The 16250-nt window shown below is 68.7% G+C and carries 18 protein-coding genes; 11 read left to right on the forward strand and 7 right to left on the reverse strand.

Translation table 11 applies throughout. The features are described 5' to 3' along the window. Window positions 1-218: 218 nt before the first annotated feature. Together ABZX37_RS12125 and ABZX37_RS12130 are read left to right on the forward strand one after the other, a co-directional pair. A complete protein-coding gene (locus ABZX37_RS12125) occupies window positions 219-983 on the forward strand; it encodes a protein phosphatase 2C domain-containing protein (protein ID WP_354738687.1) in 765 nt (254 codons plus the stop codon). A 59-nt stretch (window positions 984-1042) separates the two neighbouring features. After that, on the forward strand, window positions 1043-1726 hold the full coding sequence (locus ABZX37_RS12130) for a DUF998 domain-containing protein (RefSeq protein ID WP_354738689.1): 684 nt from the start codon (window positions 1043-1045) through the stop codon (window positions 1724-1726). Here the strand turns inward: ABZX37_RS12130 and ABZX37_RS12135 are convergent. Then, window positions 1704-2732 carry a D-cysteine desulfhydrase family protein gene (locus ABZX37_RS12135; RefSeq protein WP_354738691.1) on the reverse strand — a complete coding sequence of 343 codons (1029 nt, stop codon included), beginning with the start codon at window positions 2730-2732 and terminating at the stop codon, window positions 1704-1706. The genes ABZX37_RS12130 and ABZX37_RS12135 overlap by 23 nt on opposite strands. A 51-nt stretch (window positions 2733-2783) precedes the next feature. After that, window positions 2784-3386 (reverse strand): DinB family protein, encoded by a 603-nt coding sequence (locus tag ABZX37_RS12140; protein ID WP_354738692.1) that lies wholly within the window; start codon window positions 3384-3386, stop codon window positions 2784-2786. A gap of 91 nt (window positions 3387-3477) precedes the next feature. Between ABZX37_RS12140 and ABZX37_RS12145 the strand changes: the two genes are divergently transcribed. Genes ABZX37_RS12145 through ABZX37_RS12160 form a run of 4 tightly spaced genes read left to right on the forward strand, consistent with a single transcriptional unit; the run spans window position 3478 to window position 6130 of the window. Next, the gene (locus tag ABZX37_RS12145; protein WP_354738694.1) at window positions 3478-4854 is read left to right on the forward strand and encodes an amidase; all 1377 of its coding nucleotides are present in this window, start codon (window positions 3478-3480) and stop codon (window positions 4852-4854) included. After that, window positions 4821-5399, forward strand: coding sequence for a TetR family transcriptional regulator (locus tag ABZX37_RS12150; RefSeq protein WP_354738696.1), 579 nt, complete (start codon window positions 4821-4823; stop codon window positions 5397-5399). The genes ABZX37_RS12145 and ABZX37_RS12150 overlap by 34 nt, the downstream gene beginning before the upstream one ends. Continuing rightward, window positions 5383-5676: an oxygenase MpaB family protein gene (locus tag ABZX37_RS12155; RefSeq protein WP_354738697.1), complete on the forward strand. Its 294-nt coding sequence runs from the start codon at window positions 5383-5385 to the stop codon at window positions 5674-5676. The genes ABZX37_RS12150 and ABZX37_RS12155 overlap by 17 nt, the downstream gene beginning before the upstream one ends. Further along, window positions 5594-6130: an oxygenase MpaB family protein gene (locus ABZX37_RS12160; RefSeq protein WP_354738699.1), complete on the forward strand. Its 537-nt coding sequence runs from the start codon at window positions 5594-5596 to the stop codon at window positions 6128-6130. The genes ABZX37_RS12155 and ABZX37_RS12160 overlap by 83 nt, the downstream gene beginning before the upstream one ends. Window positions 6131-6251: 121 nt before the next feature. Here the strand turns inward: ABZX37_RS12160 and ABZX37_RS12165 are convergent, their stop codons facing one another. Then, on the reverse strand, window positions 6252-6788 hold the full coding sequence (locus tag ABZX37_RS12165) for a CGNR zinc finger domain-containing protein (RefSeq protein ID WP_354738701.1): 537 nt from the start codon (window positions 6786-6788) through the stop codon (window positions 6252-6254). Window positions 6789-6863: 75 nt separating this feature from the next. On the opposite strand from ABZX37_RS12165, the gene ABZX37_RS12170 reads away from it, so the two are divergent. Further along, window positions 6864-7700 carry an alpha/beta hydrolase gene (locus ABZX37_RS12170; protein WP_354738702.1) on the forward strand — a complete coding sequence of 279 codons (837 nt, stop codon included), beginning with the start codon at window positions 6864-6866 and terminating at the stop codon, window positions 7698-7700. Here the strand turns inward: ABZX37_RS12170 and ABZX37_RS12175 are convergent. Both ABZX37_RS12175 and ABZX37_RS12180 read right to left on the reverse strand, forming a co-directional pair. Next, the gene (locus ABZX37_RS12175; protein WP_354738704.1) at window positions 7659-9098 is read right to left on the reverse strand and encodes an amidase; all 1440 of its coding nucleotides are present in this window, start codon (window positions 9096-9098) and stop codon (window positions 7659-7661) included. The genes ABZX37_RS12170 and ABZX37_RS12175 overlap by 42 nt on opposite strands. Before the next feature lie 169 nt (window positions 9099-9267). Next, complete coding sequence (locus tag ABZX37_RS12180; protein ID WP_354738706.1) at window positions 9268-9528, reverse strand: DUF397 domain-containing protein; 261 nt, start codon at window positions 9526-9528, stop codon at window positions 9268-9270. Between the two features lie 481 nt (window positions 9529-10009). On the opposite strand from ABZX37_RS12180, the gene ABZX37_RS12185 reads away from it, so the two are divergent. After that, a complete protein-coding gene (locus ABZX37_RS12185; RefSeq protein ID WP_344288058.1) occupies window positions 10010-10246 on the forward strand; it encodes a hypothetical protein in 237 nt (78 codons plus the stop codon). 342 nt (window positions 10247-10588) lie between these two features. Here the strand turns inward: ABZX37_RS12185 and ABZX37_RS12190 are convergent, their stop codons facing one another. Beyond that, window positions 10589-11437, reverse strand: a complete 849-nt coding sequence (locus ABZX37_RS12190) for an SAM-dependent methyltransferase (protein ID WP_354738708.1) — start codon at window positions 11435-11437, stop codon at window positions 10589-10591. A 120-nt stretch (window positions 11438-11557) separates the two neighbouring features. On the opposite strand from ABZX37_RS12190, the gene ABZX37_RS12195 reads away from it, so the two are divergent. Beyond that, window positions 11558-12712 (forward strand): glycosyltransferase, encoded by a 1155-nt coding sequence (locus ABZX37_RS12195; protein ID WP_354738710.1) that lies wholly within the window; start codon window positions 11558-11560, stop codon window positions 12710-12712. Here the strand turns inward: ABZX37_RS12195 and ABZX37_RS12200 are convergent. Beyond that, entirely contained in the window at window positions 12672-13526 is an 855-nt protein-coding gene (locus ABZX37_RS12200) for a helix-turn-helix transcriptional regulator (RefSeq protein WP_354738712.1), read from the reverse strand. The genes ABZX37_RS12195 and ABZX37_RS12200 overlap by 41 nt on opposite strands. 282 nt (window positions 13527-13808) lie before the next feature. Between ABZX37_RS12200 and ABZX37_RS12205 the strand changes: the two genes are divergently transcribed. Continuing rightward, window positions 13809-14726 (forward strand): MBL fold metallo-hydrolase, encoded by a 918-nt coding sequence (locus tag ABZX37_RS12205; RefSeq protein ID WP_354738714.1) that lies wholly within the window; start codon window positions 13809-13811, stop codon window positions 14724-14726. Between the two features lie 57 nt (window positions 14727-14783). Next, entirely contained in the window at window positions 14784-16220 is a 1437-nt protein-coding gene (gndA, locus tag ABZX37_RS12210) for an NADP-dependent phosphogluconate dehydrogenase (protein ID WP_354738716.1), read from the forward strand. Window positions 16221-16250: the final 30 nt, after the last annotated feature.

Below are 16250 nucleotides of genomic sequence, written 5' to 3' on the forward strand. Positions count from 1 at the left end.
TGCACCCAACGATCGAGGCACCCAGCCCCACCCCCGCACCCCGATACGAAGCCTCCCTGCGGTCTGGGGGTGCTTGTCAAGGCATCTTTCCCGCCTTGACAAGCACCCCCGAACCGTCAGCACAATCAAGCTTCGGGGTGTGGGGCCCCACCCGCGCGCAATGTCGCCGCCAGGCGACGAGCCGAAACCCACACCCAACGAGAGCTACAGTCAACGACGTGCCCGAGATCTCGACCGCAGAGCGAGCCGGAGTCGGTTCCGACGGCCACCCCCGTCCAACCGAAGACCACATCGCCCTCCTCCCCCAAGCCATCCTGGTCCTGGACGGCGCCACCTCCCCAAGCCCGGACCTCCCCCCAGGCGGCTGGTACGCCCACTTACTCCGCGACCAACTGGCCCACGAACTGACCACCCACCCCCACCAACCCCTAACCACCGCACTGGCAACCGCAATCACCGCGGTAGCCAAAACGAACGACCTGAACCCAGGCCGCTCCCCCTCCAGCACAGTCTCGATCCTCCGCTGGACCGACCACGAAATCGAAGCCCTGGTCCTGGCCGACAGCCCGATAGTCGCGTTTGGACACTCCGGAACCGACGTAGTCGCGGACGACCGCCTCATCTCCCTGCGCAACAACGGCCTCCTCCAAACCAGCGCAGACGTCCGCCGCAGGCGCAACGCCGAGGACGGCTTCTGGGTAGCCGAAGCCGACCCCGCCGCAGCCCACAAAGCCGTCCGACGCAACTGGCCCCGCAAAGACATCGACGCAGTCCTCATAGCCACCGACGGCGTGGCAATCGGAGTAGACGAGTACGGCCTCTTCAAGTGGCCAGAAGTCCTGCAAATAGCCAAAAACAAGGGCCCAGAAGCAGTACTGGACGCAGTACGCGCCGCCGAAAACGACGACCCGCACGCCGTCCGCTGGCCCCGGGCCAAACGCCACGACGACCAGGTCCTCGTCCTCGCCGACTTCGCGGGGTAGGGGCTGAATCAGGGGTTTTCCCTGATCACGAAACGCCGCCGAGCGGCCAATCTGGCTACATGGGGAACTCACGAGGCGTCCGGGGATGGCGCCTGACCGCGCTGGCTGCGATCGCCTGGGGGCTGTTCACGATCACGGTGCTGCACATCATCAGCTCGCACGACCCGATCTACGACACGCTTTCGAGCTACACGATCACCGACCGAGGGGAAGGCATGCTCGGGGCGAGCGTGCTGTCGGTGGCCGTCGGATCGCTCGCGGTGCTCGGCGCGCTGATCGCCGGCGGCGTGCCGATGACGTTCAGCACCAAGGCTTTGCTCATGCTGTGGGCGCTCGGACTGGCGGTCGCCGCGGTTTTTCCGGCCAGTTACCCGCCGAGCCCGAACCCGCTCAGCGGCGACATCCACCTTTACTCGTGCCTGGTCGCCTTCGCGAGCCTGCCCGGCGCGGCGATCACGATGCTGGAACCGTTACGCGGCACCGCGGAACGCGTGTTCGTGGTGCGCTGGCTGAAGTTCGGGCTCGCCGCGGTCGGGCTGTTCGCGCTGAGCTTCCTGTTTGTCCGCTTGGACGAGGCCGGGGTGCGGCCGTTCCACGTGCTCACCGAAGTGCTGCCGGTGGGTGCGACGCAGCGGCTCACGCTGATCGCGAACGTCGCCCTGCTGCTGGTCCTGCTCCGCATCGCCGTGCGGACCGAAACCGCTCGCGCCGCGGTGCTCGTCACTTCCGCGCCTCGGCCATGAATTCGGGCGCGTAACCGAACAATCCGGGAAGACCTCCGGTGTGGACGAACACCACGGTCTCCTCCGGCGAATACCGTCCCGCCGCCGCCCATTCCACCAGGGCGGCGGCGGCTTTTCCGGTGTAGACCGGGTCGAGCACCACACCCTCGGCACGGCCGAACAACCGGATCGCTTCCCAGGTCCCCGACGCCGGAATGCCGTACCCCTCGCCGATCGTCGTGTCGTTCAGCCACACGTGCTCGAGCTTCGGTGGGTCGAACCCAAGCAACTGCGCGGCCCCGGCGGTGAGGTGGGACAAGTTGTCCACAGCCTCGTCGAGCGGGTGGCTGACGCAGGCGATGTCCAGGTCCAGCGAACCGAGCACCTCCGTGCCGAGCGCGAGCCCGGCCGCGGTGGCCCCGCTGGCGTGCGGACCGACGATCCGGGCGTGGTCCAGGCCCAGCTCCACCAGCTGAGCAGCCAGCTCGCGAGCGGCATCCACATAGCCGAGAACGCCCAGTGGGTCGGACCCACCGACTGGGACCGTCCTAACTTTCCGACCCTCTTCTGCCGCTTCGGCGAGCAGCCGTTCGTACGTCGCGGTCGCTTCCGCGCCCGACGCGCAGATGTGCACCCGCGCGCCGAAGAGGTGGTCAAGTGGAACGTTGCCGGACCGCTCGTACGCGTCACCGGAGCGCGGCACCTCAGCGGTCAGCACCAGCTCGCAGCGCAACCCGAGCTTCGCGCACGCTGCGGCGGTCTGCCGGCCGTGGTTGGTCTGCAGGGCACCGAAGGTGATCACGGTGTCGGTGCCGTCGGCGAGCGCCGCGCCGAGGTGGAAGTCGAGTTTGCGCAGCTTGTTGCCGCCGACGCCGAGCGGGTGGACGTCGTCGCGCTTCAAGAGCAGCCGGGGAATGCCGAGCGCTTCGCCAAGCCGCGGTGCCGGGACGAGCGGTGTCGGCCCGTAGTGCAGACCGGCGCGCGGAAAGCCGTCGAAGCTGGGGAACCGGGCGAAGTCGAACGTCATCGATCCTCCGTGCGCTGGCCGGGCTGATGGCTTGGAGCTTAGGTGGCTTCCTCAGGCGGTGGCCGGGTCCGCAGCCTTGGCTGCCCGCTCGATTTCGGCCCACCGGCTTTGCCAGAAGGCCTCGTCTCGGCCGCGCCGCGCCATGGCAGCCAGGTCCATCTCGACCGCGCCGTCCAGCTGTTCGCGCAGGATGTCGGCGTGCCCGGCGTGCCGGCTGGTCTCGGTCAGCATGTGGACAAGAACGGTGAACAGCAGCACATCCGGGCGCGGCCACCAAGGCACGTAGCCGGGCGAGTCGATCGCGAGAGCGGCGATCGTCGCGTCGGAGTGCTCGCAGACGCGCTGGTAGCGGCTGGTGATTTCCTCGCGGGTCTCGTGCTCGGTCGCCCAGAAGTCGGCACCGCGCTGGCCGAGGTCGTCCCATCGCGGAACCGGCTCGGGGAAGGGCCGGTCGAAAACCTCGCCGAAGTACCGGGCCTCGGCCAGCGCAAGGTGTTTGACCAGGCCGAGAAGGTTGGTCCCGGTCGAGGTCAGCGGACGGCGAATGGCGTATTCGGGCAGTCCGCCGAGCTTCCGGAGCATCGTCTGCCGGACCTCTTTCAGGTCGTCGTGCAGGTACTGCTTCGCGAAGTCATCGATCACCGGTACGAGCATGCCCGAACTTCGGCCACCGTGGTCAGGGGTGCTTTCCGAGCGTCCGCCGTGATACGTTCGTTCGAGCGAACGAGAGAACGGGGAGCCGCTGATGCCTTCCGCGATGACAGAGTTCACGACCCTTGCCGACCAGGCCGCCGCGCTCGAAGCCGGCGACGTCACGGCCGTGCAGCTCACCGAACTCGCGCTCAAGCGGGCCCACGCGAGCCAGCCGGTGCTCAACGCGTTCCGTGTCCTGCGGGACGAAGCCGCGCTCGCCGAGGCCGCCGACGCTGATCAGCGCCGGGCCGACGGTGATCGCGCGCCCTTGCTCGGGGTGCCGGTCGCGATCAAGGACGACGTGGACATCACCGGCCTGCCCACCGCGTTCGGCTGCCCCGGCGACTTCCCGGCGGCCACCGGAGACGCACCGGCGGTAGCGAGTCTCAAGCAGGCCGGCGCGGTCATCATCGGCAAGACCAACACGCCTGAGCTGGGCCAATGGCCGTTCACCGAGGGCACGGCGTTCGGCGCGACGCGCAATCCGTGGCAGCCCGAGCACACGCCAGGCGGGTCGTCCGGCGGATCGGCCGCGGCGGTGGCGGCCGGGGTCGTGGCCGCCGCGCTCGGGTCGGACGGGGCGGGTTCCGTGCGCATCCCGGCGGCGTGGACCGGGCTCGTCGGGATCAAGACCCAGCGCGGGCGGATCCCGACCGGCAGCGAACTGTTCCACGGCCTCACCGTGCTCGGCCCGCTCGCCCGGACGGTCGCCGACGCGGCCCTGCTGCTCGACGTCACCGCGGGCACCGGCACCTCGTTCCAGACCGCCGTGCAGCGCGAACCCGGACGGCTGAGAATCGGCCTCTCCACGCGGATTCCCTTCACCGCCACCAAAACCAGGCTCGACCCAGTGGTCGAAGCGGCAGTGCGGCAGACCGCCGAAACGCTCGCCGGGCTGGGGCACGAGATCGTGCCGGTCGAACCCGGGTACGGCCTGATCGGACTCACCTTCCTGCCGCGGTCGCTCACCGGCGTGCGCGATTGGGCCCGCCGCGTGCCGGAGCCGTCCGCGCTCGACCCGCGCACCCGCAGCAACGCCCAGCAAGGCGGCCTGCTCGCCGGGCCCGCGCTGAAACTCGCCCGCGCGCTCGAACCCGTGCTGCGCCGCCGGATCGGCGGGATGTTCGGCGACATCGACGTCCTGCTCACGCCGACCACCGCCACCCCGCCGCCCGCGATCGGGTCCTTCGACGGGCTTTCCGGCTGGCAGACCGATCAGACGATGATCGCCGCGTGCCCGTACGCTTGGCCGTGGAACGTGCTGGGCTGGCCCGGGGTGAACGTGCCTGCCGGACTGACCGCGGACGGGTTGCCGCTCGGCGCCCAGCTGCTCGGCCCGTCGCATTCCGAGGAGCGGCTGATTTCCGTTGCCGCGCAACTGGAAGAGGTACTGCGATGGCCGGACCGACGTCCCGAGCCGGGGTGGTGAGCACTCGCGACGCGATCCTCCGCGCCACCCTGAAAGTGGTCGGCGAACAGGGCGTCGGCGGGCTCACCAACCGGCGCATCGTCGCCGCGGCCGGGGTTTCGCTCGGCACGCTGACGTATCACTTCCCGAGCCAGACCGAACTGTTGCGCGAAGCGATGCTGTTGTTCGCCGAGGAGGAAACGGCGAAGCTGGCGGGGATTGTCGAGGTATACCGGGAACAAGGGCTGAGCCTCGAACAAGCGGCGACCGTCGTGGAGCACGTGATCAAGCAACTGCCGTTCGGCACGGACGAACTCGCGCCGCACGAGCTGTACCTGCAAGCCGCGCGCGACCCCGGGCTGCACGAAGCTTCGGCGAAATGCTTTGCGGCGTATGACGAATTGGCCATCACGATCCTCACCGCGCTAGGTTTGCCGGATCCGGAACGAGTGGCCGGGCCGGTGGTCGCGTTGATCGCCGGGCTGCAGTTGCGTCGGCTCGCCACCGGCACGGACGTTCCGGCCGCCGAGCCGTTGATGATGCTGCTGCATGGCGCCCGGGGCTGACGTGGCCCCGCCGGTCGTCCGAGGTACCGCGGCTTGGCGCTATTTCGGCGACTTCCGCGACGCGCTGCTCGCGGGGCAGGTGCTCGTGCTGCAGGTCGCGCATCCGGTTGCGGCGGCTGGGGTTCGCGATCATTCGGACCACCGCGAGGATCCGTGGACCCGGCTGATGCGCACCGTCGCTTCGCTGTCGATCTGTGTGTACGGCAGGACGAAAGGCGCGCAAGTCGAGGCCGCGCGACTGCGAAAATTGCACCGAACCCTTCACCGGGACCGCTGACGGTCGTCGCTACAGCGCCCTCGATCCTGGCGCGTACGCATGGGTACACGCGACGCTGGCTCCCTTTGACGCACAACGGTTCTTCGGCCGCCCAATGTCCACTTCGGATCTTGACGAGTACTACGCGCAGCTGTGCGGCATCGGCCGGATCCTCGGCGTACGCGAGCGGTATTTGCCGCCGACCTGGCCGGAATTCGAGCAATACTACCGGGAGATGATCGCCGGGTTCGGTCCTGACGAGACGATCAGCACGCTGTTCGAAACCATCGACACCGTGGGGAAACCGTTCGCGCGCATGTCGGATCACCGGTGGTCGAAGCTCCAAAAAGGAGCACTCGACCAGACAGATGTTCCTGATCCGCACGCCGGACGTTCCCCCTCGCCCCGGCCCCGCCAGCGCAGCCCCCACCCTCTCCGGGGGACGGCCCTTGTCCAGTCTATCCGCCCCCACTGACAACCCCGCCCACTTCGGCCGGGTTGTCCACAGCAAGCGCGACTTGGGGAAAGTCCCGTGCCCACCGACCCCATGCGAGTGGTCGGCAAGCTGAACGTGTGGCTGCGCGAGCACCCTTGGGCTACCGGTTTTTCGTGCGCTCGTAGTGCGCCCGGGCCTTCGCCCGGTTCCCGCAGCGCGACATCGAGCACCACTGCCGAGTCCGGCGTGGCGACGTGTCGACAAACCGCAGACCGCAGTCGTCCGCCGAGCAGATGCGGATGTCCTCCGCGCCGGTAGCGAGATCGACCGCGTCCGCGGCCAGCACTGCGAGGGCCGTCGCCACTGGATCCGCCGGAGCGGGCACTTCCCGCTGCAGCAAGCCGTCTTTCACCAGCAGCCGGTCCGGTTTCGGTGCGGCGGCGAGCGCGTCGTTGACCAGCCGGACGTCGGCGACCAGCGGCTTGACGGTCAGCAGCCGGTTCACTGCCTCGCGCAGTTCCTTGGCCGCCGCCAACTCGGCGGCGGTCACTCGGAGGCGGCCGAACCCGGCCAGCTCAAGCCATTCCGCGAGCGCGTCCGGGTCGGTGAGCAGCTCGATGCCTTCCGGGAGATGCCGGGAGCGCACCGTGTTCACCAGGTGCAGACACGGCCGTCCGGCGTCGAACACCCAATCCATGCCGCCCATTCTAACCATTGAAACCGGTGAGAACCCGCGCTACCGTCTAACCCTATGAGCCGGTTAGAAGCAGCCATGGCCCAAGTCGACGACCTGCGCATGCACTACCTCCGCGGTGGCGACGGTCCGCCGCTCTTCCTCCTGCACGGCTGGCCGCAGACGTCGCACTGCTGGCACCGCGTCGCCGGGCCACTGACCGAAACGCACACCGTGATCGCCCCTGACCTGCGTGGCTACGGGCGCACCGACAAACCCCGCACCGGTTACGACAAGCGCACGATGGCCGCCGACGTCGCGAAGCTGGCCGAGCAGCTCGGGTTCGACCGGGTCGCGGTCGCGGGACACGATCGCGGTGGGCGGGTCGCGCATCGGTGGGCGCTCGACCGTCCGGACCAGGTGGAACGACTGGCCGTACTGGACATCGCGCCGACGCGAGAGATGTGGCGTCGCCTCGACCGCGACCTCGGAAAGGCGTACTGGCACTGGCTTTTCCACCTGCAGCCAGACCTGCCCGAACTGCTGGCCGGGCAGAACATCGCCGCCTACCTCGGCTACTTCTTCGAGCGCTGGACCTTCCAACGCCACGGACTGCCCGCCGAAGACGTCGCCGAGTACGTCCGCGCCTTCGAAGCACCCGGCGCGCTCCGAGCCGGTTTCGACGATTACCGCGCCTCTTTCCCCGACGACGCCGAACTGGACGATGCCGATTACGCCGCCGGAAAACGCCTCACCCAGCCGGTACTCGCGATGTGGGGCAAAGCCGGCCTGCTCGGCAGCCTGCCCACGCTGGACATCTGGCGCGACTACGCGGGCCACGTCACCGGCATCGGCCTCGAAGACTGCGGTCACTTCCTCCCCGAGGAACAACCCTCACAAGTCGTGGCGCATCTGCGGGAATTCCTGGCCAGTTAACGGAATCCGGGCAAACCCAGCGCCCACGGTCTGCTCGATCGCCGCGCCGACGCGGAATGCCGTGCCGTCGTCGTACTTGTCCGCGACGACCTGAACACCGGTCGGCACCCCGTTGCTGGCCCAACCGGACGGCACGGCAAGCACCGGATGCTCACTGCCGACATTGAACGCGGGAGTCAGCGAAGCGTCCGAAAAGTGTTCCAGCGCAACACCGTTGACCACGACCTCCGCAGACAGATAGTCCTCGCCAGCGGCGAACGCGGTGGCACCGAGAGTCGGCACGATGAGCGCGTCGAACTGGCCGAACACCGCGTCAAGGCGTTCGCGGATCGCCGCTTCGACCGCGTAGCCGGTTTGAGCGTCCACAATGTTCTCGACACCCTTGCGCGCGAACGCCTCGCAGTACGGCGTGATCACGCCCGGGTTTCGCCGGTCCAGTTCCAGGACTTCGGCAGCCAAGCCGGTCCCGAAGTGCGCCCACAAAGCCTGTTTGACCATGTCGAGCGTCCAGTCGATCTCAATCTCGGTCACCACCGCACCAGCGGACGCCAGCGCCTCCCCGACCGCGCGGGTATTAGCCGCGACCTCAGTGTCGACAGGGAAGTCGCCAGGCACCGGACAGCACGCGACGCGCAGCCCGCGCACGTCACCCAGCTCGACAGAAACCGCCGGGAGCCGAGAGTGCGGGTCGCGCGGGTCTTCGCCCGCCATGACGTTCTGCAGGAGCGCGCAATCGGCGACCGTCCGGGCCATCGGACCGTGGTGGTAGTAGGTGTCCAATCCAGCGGGCGGCAAGACCGGATTACGGCCGTGCGGCGGCTTGAACCCGACGACACCGGTGAAGGACGCAGGCGCGCGAAGCGAACCGCCGATGTCCGACCCCGTGGCGAGGAAGGCAGTCCCAGCCGCCAGCGCCGCGCCCGAACCGCCGGACGAACCGCCCGCCGCGGTCTGAAGGTTCCACGGATTGCGCGTAGTCCCCCAGCGCCGCGTGTGAGACAGCGGCATGCAGCAGAACTCGGACGTCGTCGTGCGAGCGTGCAGAATCCCGCCGGCCGCCTGGATCCGGCCGAGCCCGATCGCGGTCTCCCGCGCCAGCTGAGGCGGACGCAGGAGGGTGCCGTCGGTGACCGGGTGCCCGGCCAGCGGCTGTTCTTCCTTCGCCGCGACCGGCAGCCCTTCGAGCGGCCTCGGCCGGCCGCCGGGCGCGTACTGCTTCTCCGCGACGGCCGCCGCCCGCAACGCCTGCTCGAACATCTCCTCGGCGAACGCGTTGACGTCCGGCTCGACCCGCCCGGCCCGCTCCACGACCGCGCGCATCAGCTCCACGGGTGACAGCTCGCGGGCGCGGAAGAGCCGCAGCGCTTCGAAGGCGGAGAGGTAGTGGAGTGAGGTCATCGCGCGCTCCGTGGGGTCGGGCCGCTCAACCTACTCAGCAGGCGACCCTCGCCAAGCCGACATTCAACCCACAACCCCCGGCACCCACGGTGACCAGAGCTAATCCACACTCCACCCGATCGAGTGACTGTTGGCGAATCGTTCTCCGTTGAGACCTCGCCGTGGTGGACTACGAACTCGGCGGCAGGTCGAACTGACCAGCCTTGACCGCGACGAGGAAGGCGTCCCACTCGCCGCGGTCGAAGACCAGCACCGGGCTCGCGGCGAGCTTCGTGTCGCGCACGCCGATCAAGCCGGGACGGGAGAGGTTGACCTCGACACAGTTTCCGCCGTTGGGCTCGCTAGCGAACGACTTCGCCCAGGCCGCGGCCGCGAACAGCGACTCTGCCGTGTCCGGGTCGTAATCCTGGGGCGACGGATAATCCGCCATGGGTCGTCCACCTCCGAGCCTTGTGCAGGGCGTGCGGTCTGGTGCACGTCCCCGGCTTCTTTGCGTCACTACGGAGCAAACCGCAGGGCCAAGCGGGTGATCAACTCGACCCGATCTCGACATGAAGATTATTCCAGGAGTAGGATTAATCGCAGCGATCGGGGCGTCAGTGGTGGGTGAATGGCTTGCGACATTCAGCCCAACACCGTCAGCACCGGCCCGGGCACCCGGCCCGGGCGGCGGAACAGCCGCGAGATATCGGGAGGAGTGCGGATGCGAGCCGACCCGTTCGGCCCGGCCAGGAGCCGATCCGCCCGCCTTTCCGGGATCCGCACTGGTCCAGGTGCTGCGACGACCCTGAGGAGACGCCGCAACGGAGCGGTTTCCCTGGTGCCCGGCGTTGACCCGCCGAGCGCATACCCCGATCCGGCCGGCGCCGACCCGCGCCGGTTCCCGTTATCCGAACTGGGGGTGTGATCCCATGGCCGTCCGGCTCACCACGCTTTTCCGCCGTGAGGACGAACACACTCGCGGCCGGCGTGGGATCAATCACGAATTGCGCAACCGGTTCGGGTTCAGCCTGATCCAGGCCCCGCTGCGCAGCCCGATGGTTGTGGACACCGAGATCGAAGTACCTGCTCCGCGCCAAGCGGACACCGTCCACGCCACCCGCCACCGTCGCGAGACACGAGTACCGATTCTCCACGGGCTCGGCTGAGCCGAAGCCCGCATCGTCCACGCTCCCCGGAATTCCTTGCCCGGGGAGCGTTTTCGTGTCCGGACCCTGGCCGCGACGGAGGTTCAGACCACTGCGGCCGGTCTAGACCATGCCGCCGCGCGCGCCCCAATGCCGCATGGGGATTTCTCGGCAGCGGATGCGGAGTCGGCAGTGCGTGGGGTTCTTCCGGAACGATCGGCCTATCCGACGCTGCCAAGGTCCGTGAAGGGCCCCTTGAGGGAATCTGATTCCCTCAAGGGGCCCTTCACGGACTTCTGCGGGAGGATGCAGCCACGCGCAGCCGCTGCTGAGAAAACTCCTCGAGACGCGAACAGCGAACGGTCAGGGCTTGCGACCCAAAGCGCAAATCCCGCCGCTGAACGAAGGATCGTCCGCCATCCGCGCGCTCGCCGTCGTTTCGCCCGACTCCGGGTGCCAGTCCGACACCCACGCGATGCCCGGCTCCACCAGTTCCAACCCGGAGAAGAACTCCCCGAACTCCGCCCGCGAGCGGTAGTGGAACGGCGTGCTCGACTTCTGGTACTGCTTGTGGATCGCGTCGCGGCGTTCGCCGTCGGACGTCGGGACGCCGTCGTCGGTCAGGTGCGAGGACAGGAAGTACGAGCCGGACGGCAGGAGCGACAGGTACTTCCGCACGATCTCCAGCGCCGGTTCGTCGCGGCCGACGAAGTACAGCACCCCGACCATGATCAGCCCGATCGGGCGCTTCGGGTCGAGTACTCCGGTGTCGAGCGCGCGCGGCCAGACGTCGGCCGGGTTGCGGAGGTCGCCCTGCAGGACCGCGTGCCGGTCGGCGACGCCGTCTCGTTCCAGCAGGATCTGCGAGTGCGCGACGGCCACCGGCTCGTTGTCGACGTACACGCAGCGCGCGTTCGGGTTCACCGATGTCGCGATCTCGTGCACGTTGCCGACGGTGGGCACGCCGGAGCCGATGTCCAGGAACTGGTCGATGCCCTGTTCGGCCATGTACCGCACGCCGCGGCCGAGGAACTCGCGGCCGGCCTTGGCGATGGTCTTGATCATCGGAAAGGTCTGGACCGCTTTTTCGCCGAACTCGCGGTCGATGGCCCAGTTGGCGGTGCCGCCGAGGAACCAGTCGTAGATCCGCGCCGCGTTCGGCCGATCGAGGTCGACGCCCTCCGGGGCTTCCGGATCCGGTGCCTGAGTCATCAGCTTCCCCTTCCGTGCGGGTACCAGTGTGCCCATTCGCCGCGCCCGCGCGCCGCCGCCCCCGGCAATCGCCCGAAAATGCCACGACTCCGGTACGTCCGGGCCACTAGGTTGCGAGGGATGCGCATCCTCTTCTCGTTCGTCGGCGGTCGCGGCCACTGGGATCCGATGGCACCGGTCGCGCGAGCGCTCCTCGCGCGCGGCCACACCGTAGCGGTCGCGGGCGGCGGTTCACACGTGCCCTCGCTGGCCAAAGCCGGATTCACGACCTTCGCGGTCAACGAACCGCGCGAGGTCGAGGCGACGCGACAGCCGATGCCGCCGGTCGATCCGGCGCGCGACGATTGGGAAATCCGGGAGCTGTTCGCCCGCCGTGCGACTCAGGAACACGTGCCGGTGCTGCTGGAGATCGCCCGGGAATGGCGGCCGGACCTGATCGTCCGGGACGAAGTGGACTTCTCCGGCGCGATCGTCGCCGAGGTGCTCGGCCTGCCGTGCGCGACCGTCCTGGTGCTCGCCGCGGGAACGTTGCTGCGCAAGGAACTCCTCGCCGAACCGCTCGCCGAGGCCCGCGCCGCGCACGGCCTTCCGGACGACCCGGAGCTCGAAATGCTGACCCGCGGCCAGGTGCTCTCGCCGCTCCCGCCGTCCTTTCGCGACCCCAGCTCGCCACTGCCGGCCGGCACTTTCTCGTTCCGCCAAGGAGATCCGGTCGCGCCCCGCCAGCCCGCCGATAGGCCGCGCGTGTACTTCACGCTCGGCACCAACTTCAACCTCGAGTCCGGCGACCTCATCGAGCGCACTCTCGCCGGGCTGGGCCAACTGGACGCCGACGTGACCGCCACCGTCGGCACCCAGATCGACCCCGCCGAGTTCGGACCGCAACCGGCGCACGTCCGGGTGGAACGGTTCGTGCCGCAGGCCGAACTGTTGCCACGCCTCGATTTGATGATCTCGCACGCCGGATCCGGCAGCGTGATCGGCGCGCTCTCGCACGGTCTGCCCTCGCTGCTTTTCCCGATGGGCGCCGACCAGCCCGGCAACGCCCGGCGCTGCGCCGCGCTGAACGTCGGGCACGCGCTCGACCCGGAAACGTCCACTCCGGACGAAATCTGCCAAGCCGCCGCGAAAATCCTCGCCGACCCCAGTTATCGCGAGGCCGCGCGACACCTGCAGGCGGAGATCAACGCACTGCCCGATGCCGGGGAAACCGTGCCCGTGCTCGAAGCACTGGTCACATCATCTGGGAGCGGTAGCTTTCCGCCAGCTCCTTGAGGAACTGCCGCGTCTCGCCCCGTTCCAATGCGGCGCCGCGCAGCCGGTCCCACGAGTCCACGAAGATGTTGAAGTCCTTCACGTCGTCGAGGTACAGCCCGCCCGCGGAGTGTTCGATGTAGACGAAGTCGCGCGTGCGGTCCGGGAACCGCATGATCGTGAAGTCGTTGGGCACCGCGGCGAGCTTCGCGCCGAACGGCAGCACGTGCACGTACACCCGAGGGTGCCGGTCGAGCGCGAGCAGGTGCTCCACCTGGTCCAGCATCACCGCGGGCGCGATCCCTCCGGGCGCGCGGCGCAGCGCGCCCTCGCTGATGATGAATCGGTAGTACGGCGGCTGCTGCTGGTCGAACACCGCCTTGCGGTCGAGCCGGTTGCGCACGAGCGACGTGACGTCGGTGGCTCCCGCCTCGGTGAACTGCTTGAGCATGTAGTGCTCGGACTGCAGCGGCCCCGGGACGCGCTCGCCGTGCCAGGTGAGGATCTCCGCGGCGGCGGGTTCGAGGTCGGTGAAGGTGCGGAACCAGTGCGGCACCACCGACCGGTAGCCCGACCAATGGCCGCGCTGGCCGGCCGCGGCCCGGGCCAGGTTCATCAGAGTGTCGGCTTCTTCGCCGTTGATCCCGAACGCGTTCAGCATGGTCCGCACATCTCCGAGCTTGACCCCCACCGCACCGGACTCGATCTTGTTGACCTTGCCCTGGGTGCAGCCGAGTACCTCGGCGACTTGCTGCTGCGTCATCTTCGCGGCGTTTCGAGCATGCCGGAGCTCGTTGCCGAGCTGCTTGCGGCGCGAGGTGACGGTGCTCGCCATCTCCCCTTGCTCTCCTGAACACTACTGCCGACGGGCTTTCCGCCGGACCGCGAACTACGAACCACCCAGGCCACTGCGACCCAACGGAGTTCGATGATGACACCCGGCAGCGTTTCAGGAAATGCACGAGAACGCCAGTCACCCGGCATGTCACCCTGCCGGAGCAGTCGATTCCGGGCGCGGCGGACATCTCGGCTACTCCATTCGGACTAAGAGGAGACTTCCGGGCACAGCTGAGCCGCCGACACCCCACGCGGGCGAGCAGGGCGGCATAGTGTCGGCGTGATCGATCGATCCCCCGGCGCGGCGAGCGTCAAACAGCTGGCAGACGGCGCCTTCGGCTACGTCCAGCCCGACGGTTCCTGGTTCATCAACAACTGCGGCTTCGTCGACGCCGACGGGCACGCTGTGCTTATCGACACATGCGCGACCGAACGGCGTACGCGCGCCCTGCTTTCGGCCGTAGGCGACACCGCCGGCCCGGTCACGACGCTCGTCAACACGCATCACCACGGCGACCACACGAACGGCAACTACCTCGTCGGCGGCGCCACCGTCGTCGGCCACCGCAAGACCCGCGAGACGCTGCTGGCCGACGGGATCCAGCGGTACGAGGGCGTCTTCACCGACAGCGATTGGGGCAAGCTCGAACTGCGCGTGCCCGACCTGGTCTTCGACGACACCGTCACCCTCTACGCCGGACAGACCCGGATCGACCTCATCCACCCCGGGCACGCCGCGCACACCACCAACGACGTCCTGGTCTGGCTGCCCGAGCAGCGCCTGCTCTACGCGGGCGACCTGGTGTTCAACGGCGGCAGTCCGTTCGCGCTGATGGGCTCGGTCGCCGGCTGGCGGGCCGCGCTGAACGTGATCCGCGAACTGGACCCGGCGGTCATCCTGCCCGGCCACGGCCCGGTGTGCGGGCTCGAAACGGTGGACTTGGTCGACGACTACCTGGAGTTCGTCCAGCGCACCGCGGAAACCGGCAAGGCGGCGGGGCGGTCGCCGTTGGAGCAGGCGAAGGCGACTGATCTTGGCCGGTTCGCCGAGCTGACCGAACAGGAACGGCTGGCCGGGAACCTGCACCGGGCGTACGCCGAACTCGACGGCGAGGGGTGGGGTGCGCCACTCGATCTGGTGGCTCCGCTGAAGGACATGCTGGCCTGGAACGGGGGCCCGATCCGCTGCTTCTCGTGAGCACCGGTTTTGTGGCTAGGCTCGGAATCCGGCAGAGGTTTTTCGGAAAGGTTTCGGATGAGCAAGAAGGCGAGCATCGGGGTCACCGGCCTCGCGGTCATGGGCCGCAACCTGGCGCGGAACCTGGCCCGGCACGGGCACACGGTCGCCCTGCACAACCGCTCCGAGGAGCGCACCCGCTCGCTCGTCGAGCAGTTCGGCGACGAGGGCGACTTCATCCCGGCGTACTCCGCGCAGGAGTTCGTCGACGCGCTGGAGCGGCCGCGGCAGATCGTGATCATGGTGAAGGCGGGCGGCCCGACCGACGCCGTCATCGAGGAGTTCGCGCCGCTGCTGGAGCCGGGCGACGTGATCGTGGACGCGGGCAACGCGCACTTCGCGGACACCCGCCGCCGCGAGCAGGCGCTGCGCGAACGCGGCCTGCACTTCGTCGGCACCGGCGTGTCCGGCGGCGAGGAAGGCGCGCTGCACGGGCCGAGCATCATGCCCGGCGGGTCGAAGGAGTCCTACGAGTCGCTCGGCCCGCTGTTCGAGGACATCTCGGCGAAGGTCGACGGCGAACCGTGCTGCACGCACGTCGGCGCCGACGGTGCCGGGCATTTCGTCAAAATGGTGCACAACGGCATCGAGTACGCCGACATGCAGCTGATCGCCGAGTCGTTCGACCTGCTGCGCGGCGCGGCGGGCTACTCCCCGGCGGAGATCGCCGACGTCTTCGGCACCTGGAACACCGGGCGGCTCGACTCGTACTTGATCGAGATCACCGCCCAGGTGCTCAAGCACGTCGACGGCGCGTCCGGCAAACCGTTCGTCGACGTCGTCGAGGACGCGGCGGAGCAGAAGGGCACCGGCCGCTGGACCGTGCAGATCGGGCTCGACCTCGGCGTGCCCATCAGCGGCATCGCGGAAGCGGTCTTCGCGCGTTCGCTGTCCGGGTCCACGGGGCTGCGTTCGGCCGCGCGCGGCTTGGGCGGACCGACGCGCACGCCGCTCACCGGGTCCGCGCTGGAGACCTTCGCGGACGACGTCGAGCAGGCGCTGTACGCGTCGAAGGTGGTCGCGTACGCGCAGGGCTTCAACCAGATCCAGGCCGGTGCCGCGGAGTACGGCTGGGACATCGACCTGGGCCGCGTCGCGTCGATCTGGCGTGGCGGGTGCATCATCCGGGCGAAGTTCCTGAACGACATCACGTCCGCTTACGCCGCCGAGCCGGGCCTCCCGACCCTGCTCACGTCCGGCGATTTCCGGGCAGCTGTCGAAAACGCGCAGGACTCGTGGCGTTCGGTGATCTCGACGGCGGTCCGCCTTGGCATCCCGACGCCCGGTTTCTCGACCGCCCTGGCGTACTACGACGGCCTGCGCGCGGACCGGCTCCCGGCCGCGCTGGTGCAGGGACAGCGCGATTTCTTCGGCGCGCACACCTACCGCCGGGTCGACCGTCCCGGCTCGTTCCACACGCTGTGGGCTGGAGACCAGTCTGAGGTCGAGGCCTGATTTTTGTTGCTGCAGAAGGGCTCTCCCCTT

Source organism: Amycolatopsis sp. NPDC004079 (genome assembly GCF_040610415.1).
Taxonomy (GTDB): Bacteria; Actinomycetota; Actinomycetes; order Mycobacteriales; family Pseudonocardiaceae; genus Amycolatopsis; species Amycolatopsis halotolerans.

What these genes read in the sequence shown, in the direction of transcription:
- ABZX37_RS12130 (WP_354738689.1), top strand. Translation starts at nt 1,043, where the DNA reads ATGGGGAACTCACGAGGCGTCCGGGGATGGCGCCTGACCGCGCTGGCT.
- ABZX37_RS12135 (WP_354738691.1), bottom strand. Translation starts at nt 2,732, where the DNA reads ATGACGTTCGACTTCGCCCGGTTCCCCAGCTTCGACGGCTTTCCGCGC.
- ABZX37_RS12140 (WP_354738692.1), bottom strand. Translation starts at nt 3,386, where the DNA reads ATGCTCGTACCGGTGATCGATGACTTCGCGAAGCAGTACCTGCACGAC.
- ABZX37_RS12145 (WP_354738694.1), top strand. Translation starts at nt 3,478, where the DNA reads ATGCCTTCCGCGATGACAGAGTTCACGACCCTTGCCGACCAGGCCGCC.
- ABZX37_RS12150 (WP_354738696.1), top strand. Translation starts at nt 4,821, where the DNA reads ATGGCCGGACCGACGTCCCGAGCCGGGGTGGTGAGCACTCGCGACGCG.
- ABZX37_RS12155 (WP_354738697.1), top strand. Translation starts at nt 5,383, where the DNA reads ATGGCGCCCGGGGCTGACGTGGCCCCGCCGGTCGTCCGAGGTACCGCG.
- ABZX37_RS12165 (WP_354738701.1), bottom strand. Translation starts at nt 6,788, where the DNA reads ATGGATTGGGTGTTCGACGCCGGACGGCCGTGTCTGCACCTGGTGAAC.
- ABZX37_RS12170 (WP_354738702.1), top strand. Translation starts at nt 6,864, where the DNA reads ATGGCCCAAGTCGACGACCTGCGCATGCACTACCTCCGCGGTGGCGAC.
- ABZX37_RS12175 (WP_354738704.1), bottom strand. Translation starts at nt 9,098, where the DNA reads ATGACCTCACTCCACTACCTCTCCGCCTTCGAAGCGCTGCGGCTCTTC.
- ABZX37_RS12180 (WP_354738706.1), bottom strand. Translation starts at nt 9,528, where the DNA reads ATGGCGGATTATCCGTCGCCCCAGGATTACGACCCGGACACGGCAGAG.
- ABZX37_RS12185 (WP_344288058.1), top strand. Translation starts at nt 10,010, where the DNA reads ATGGCCGTCCGGCTCACCACGCTTTTCCGCCGTGAGGACGAACACACT.
- ABZX37_RS12190 (WP_354738708.1), bottom strand. Translation starts at nt 11,437, where the DNA reads ATGACTCAGGCACCGGATCCGGAAGCCCCGGAGGGCGTCGACCTCGAT.
- ABZX37_RS12195 (WP_354738710.1), top strand. Translation starts at nt 11,558, where the DNA reads ATGCGCATCCTCTTCTCGTTCGTCGGCGGTCGCGGCCACTGGGATCCG.
- ABZX37_RS12200 (WP_354738712.1), bottom strand. Translation starts at nt 13,526, where the DNA reads ATGGCGAGCACCGTCACCTCGCGCCGCAAGCAGCTCGGCAACGAGCTC.
- gndA (WP_354738716.1), top strand. Translation starts at nt 14,784, where the DNA reads ATGAGCAAGAAGGCGAGCATCGGGGTCACCGGCCTCGCGGTCATGGGC.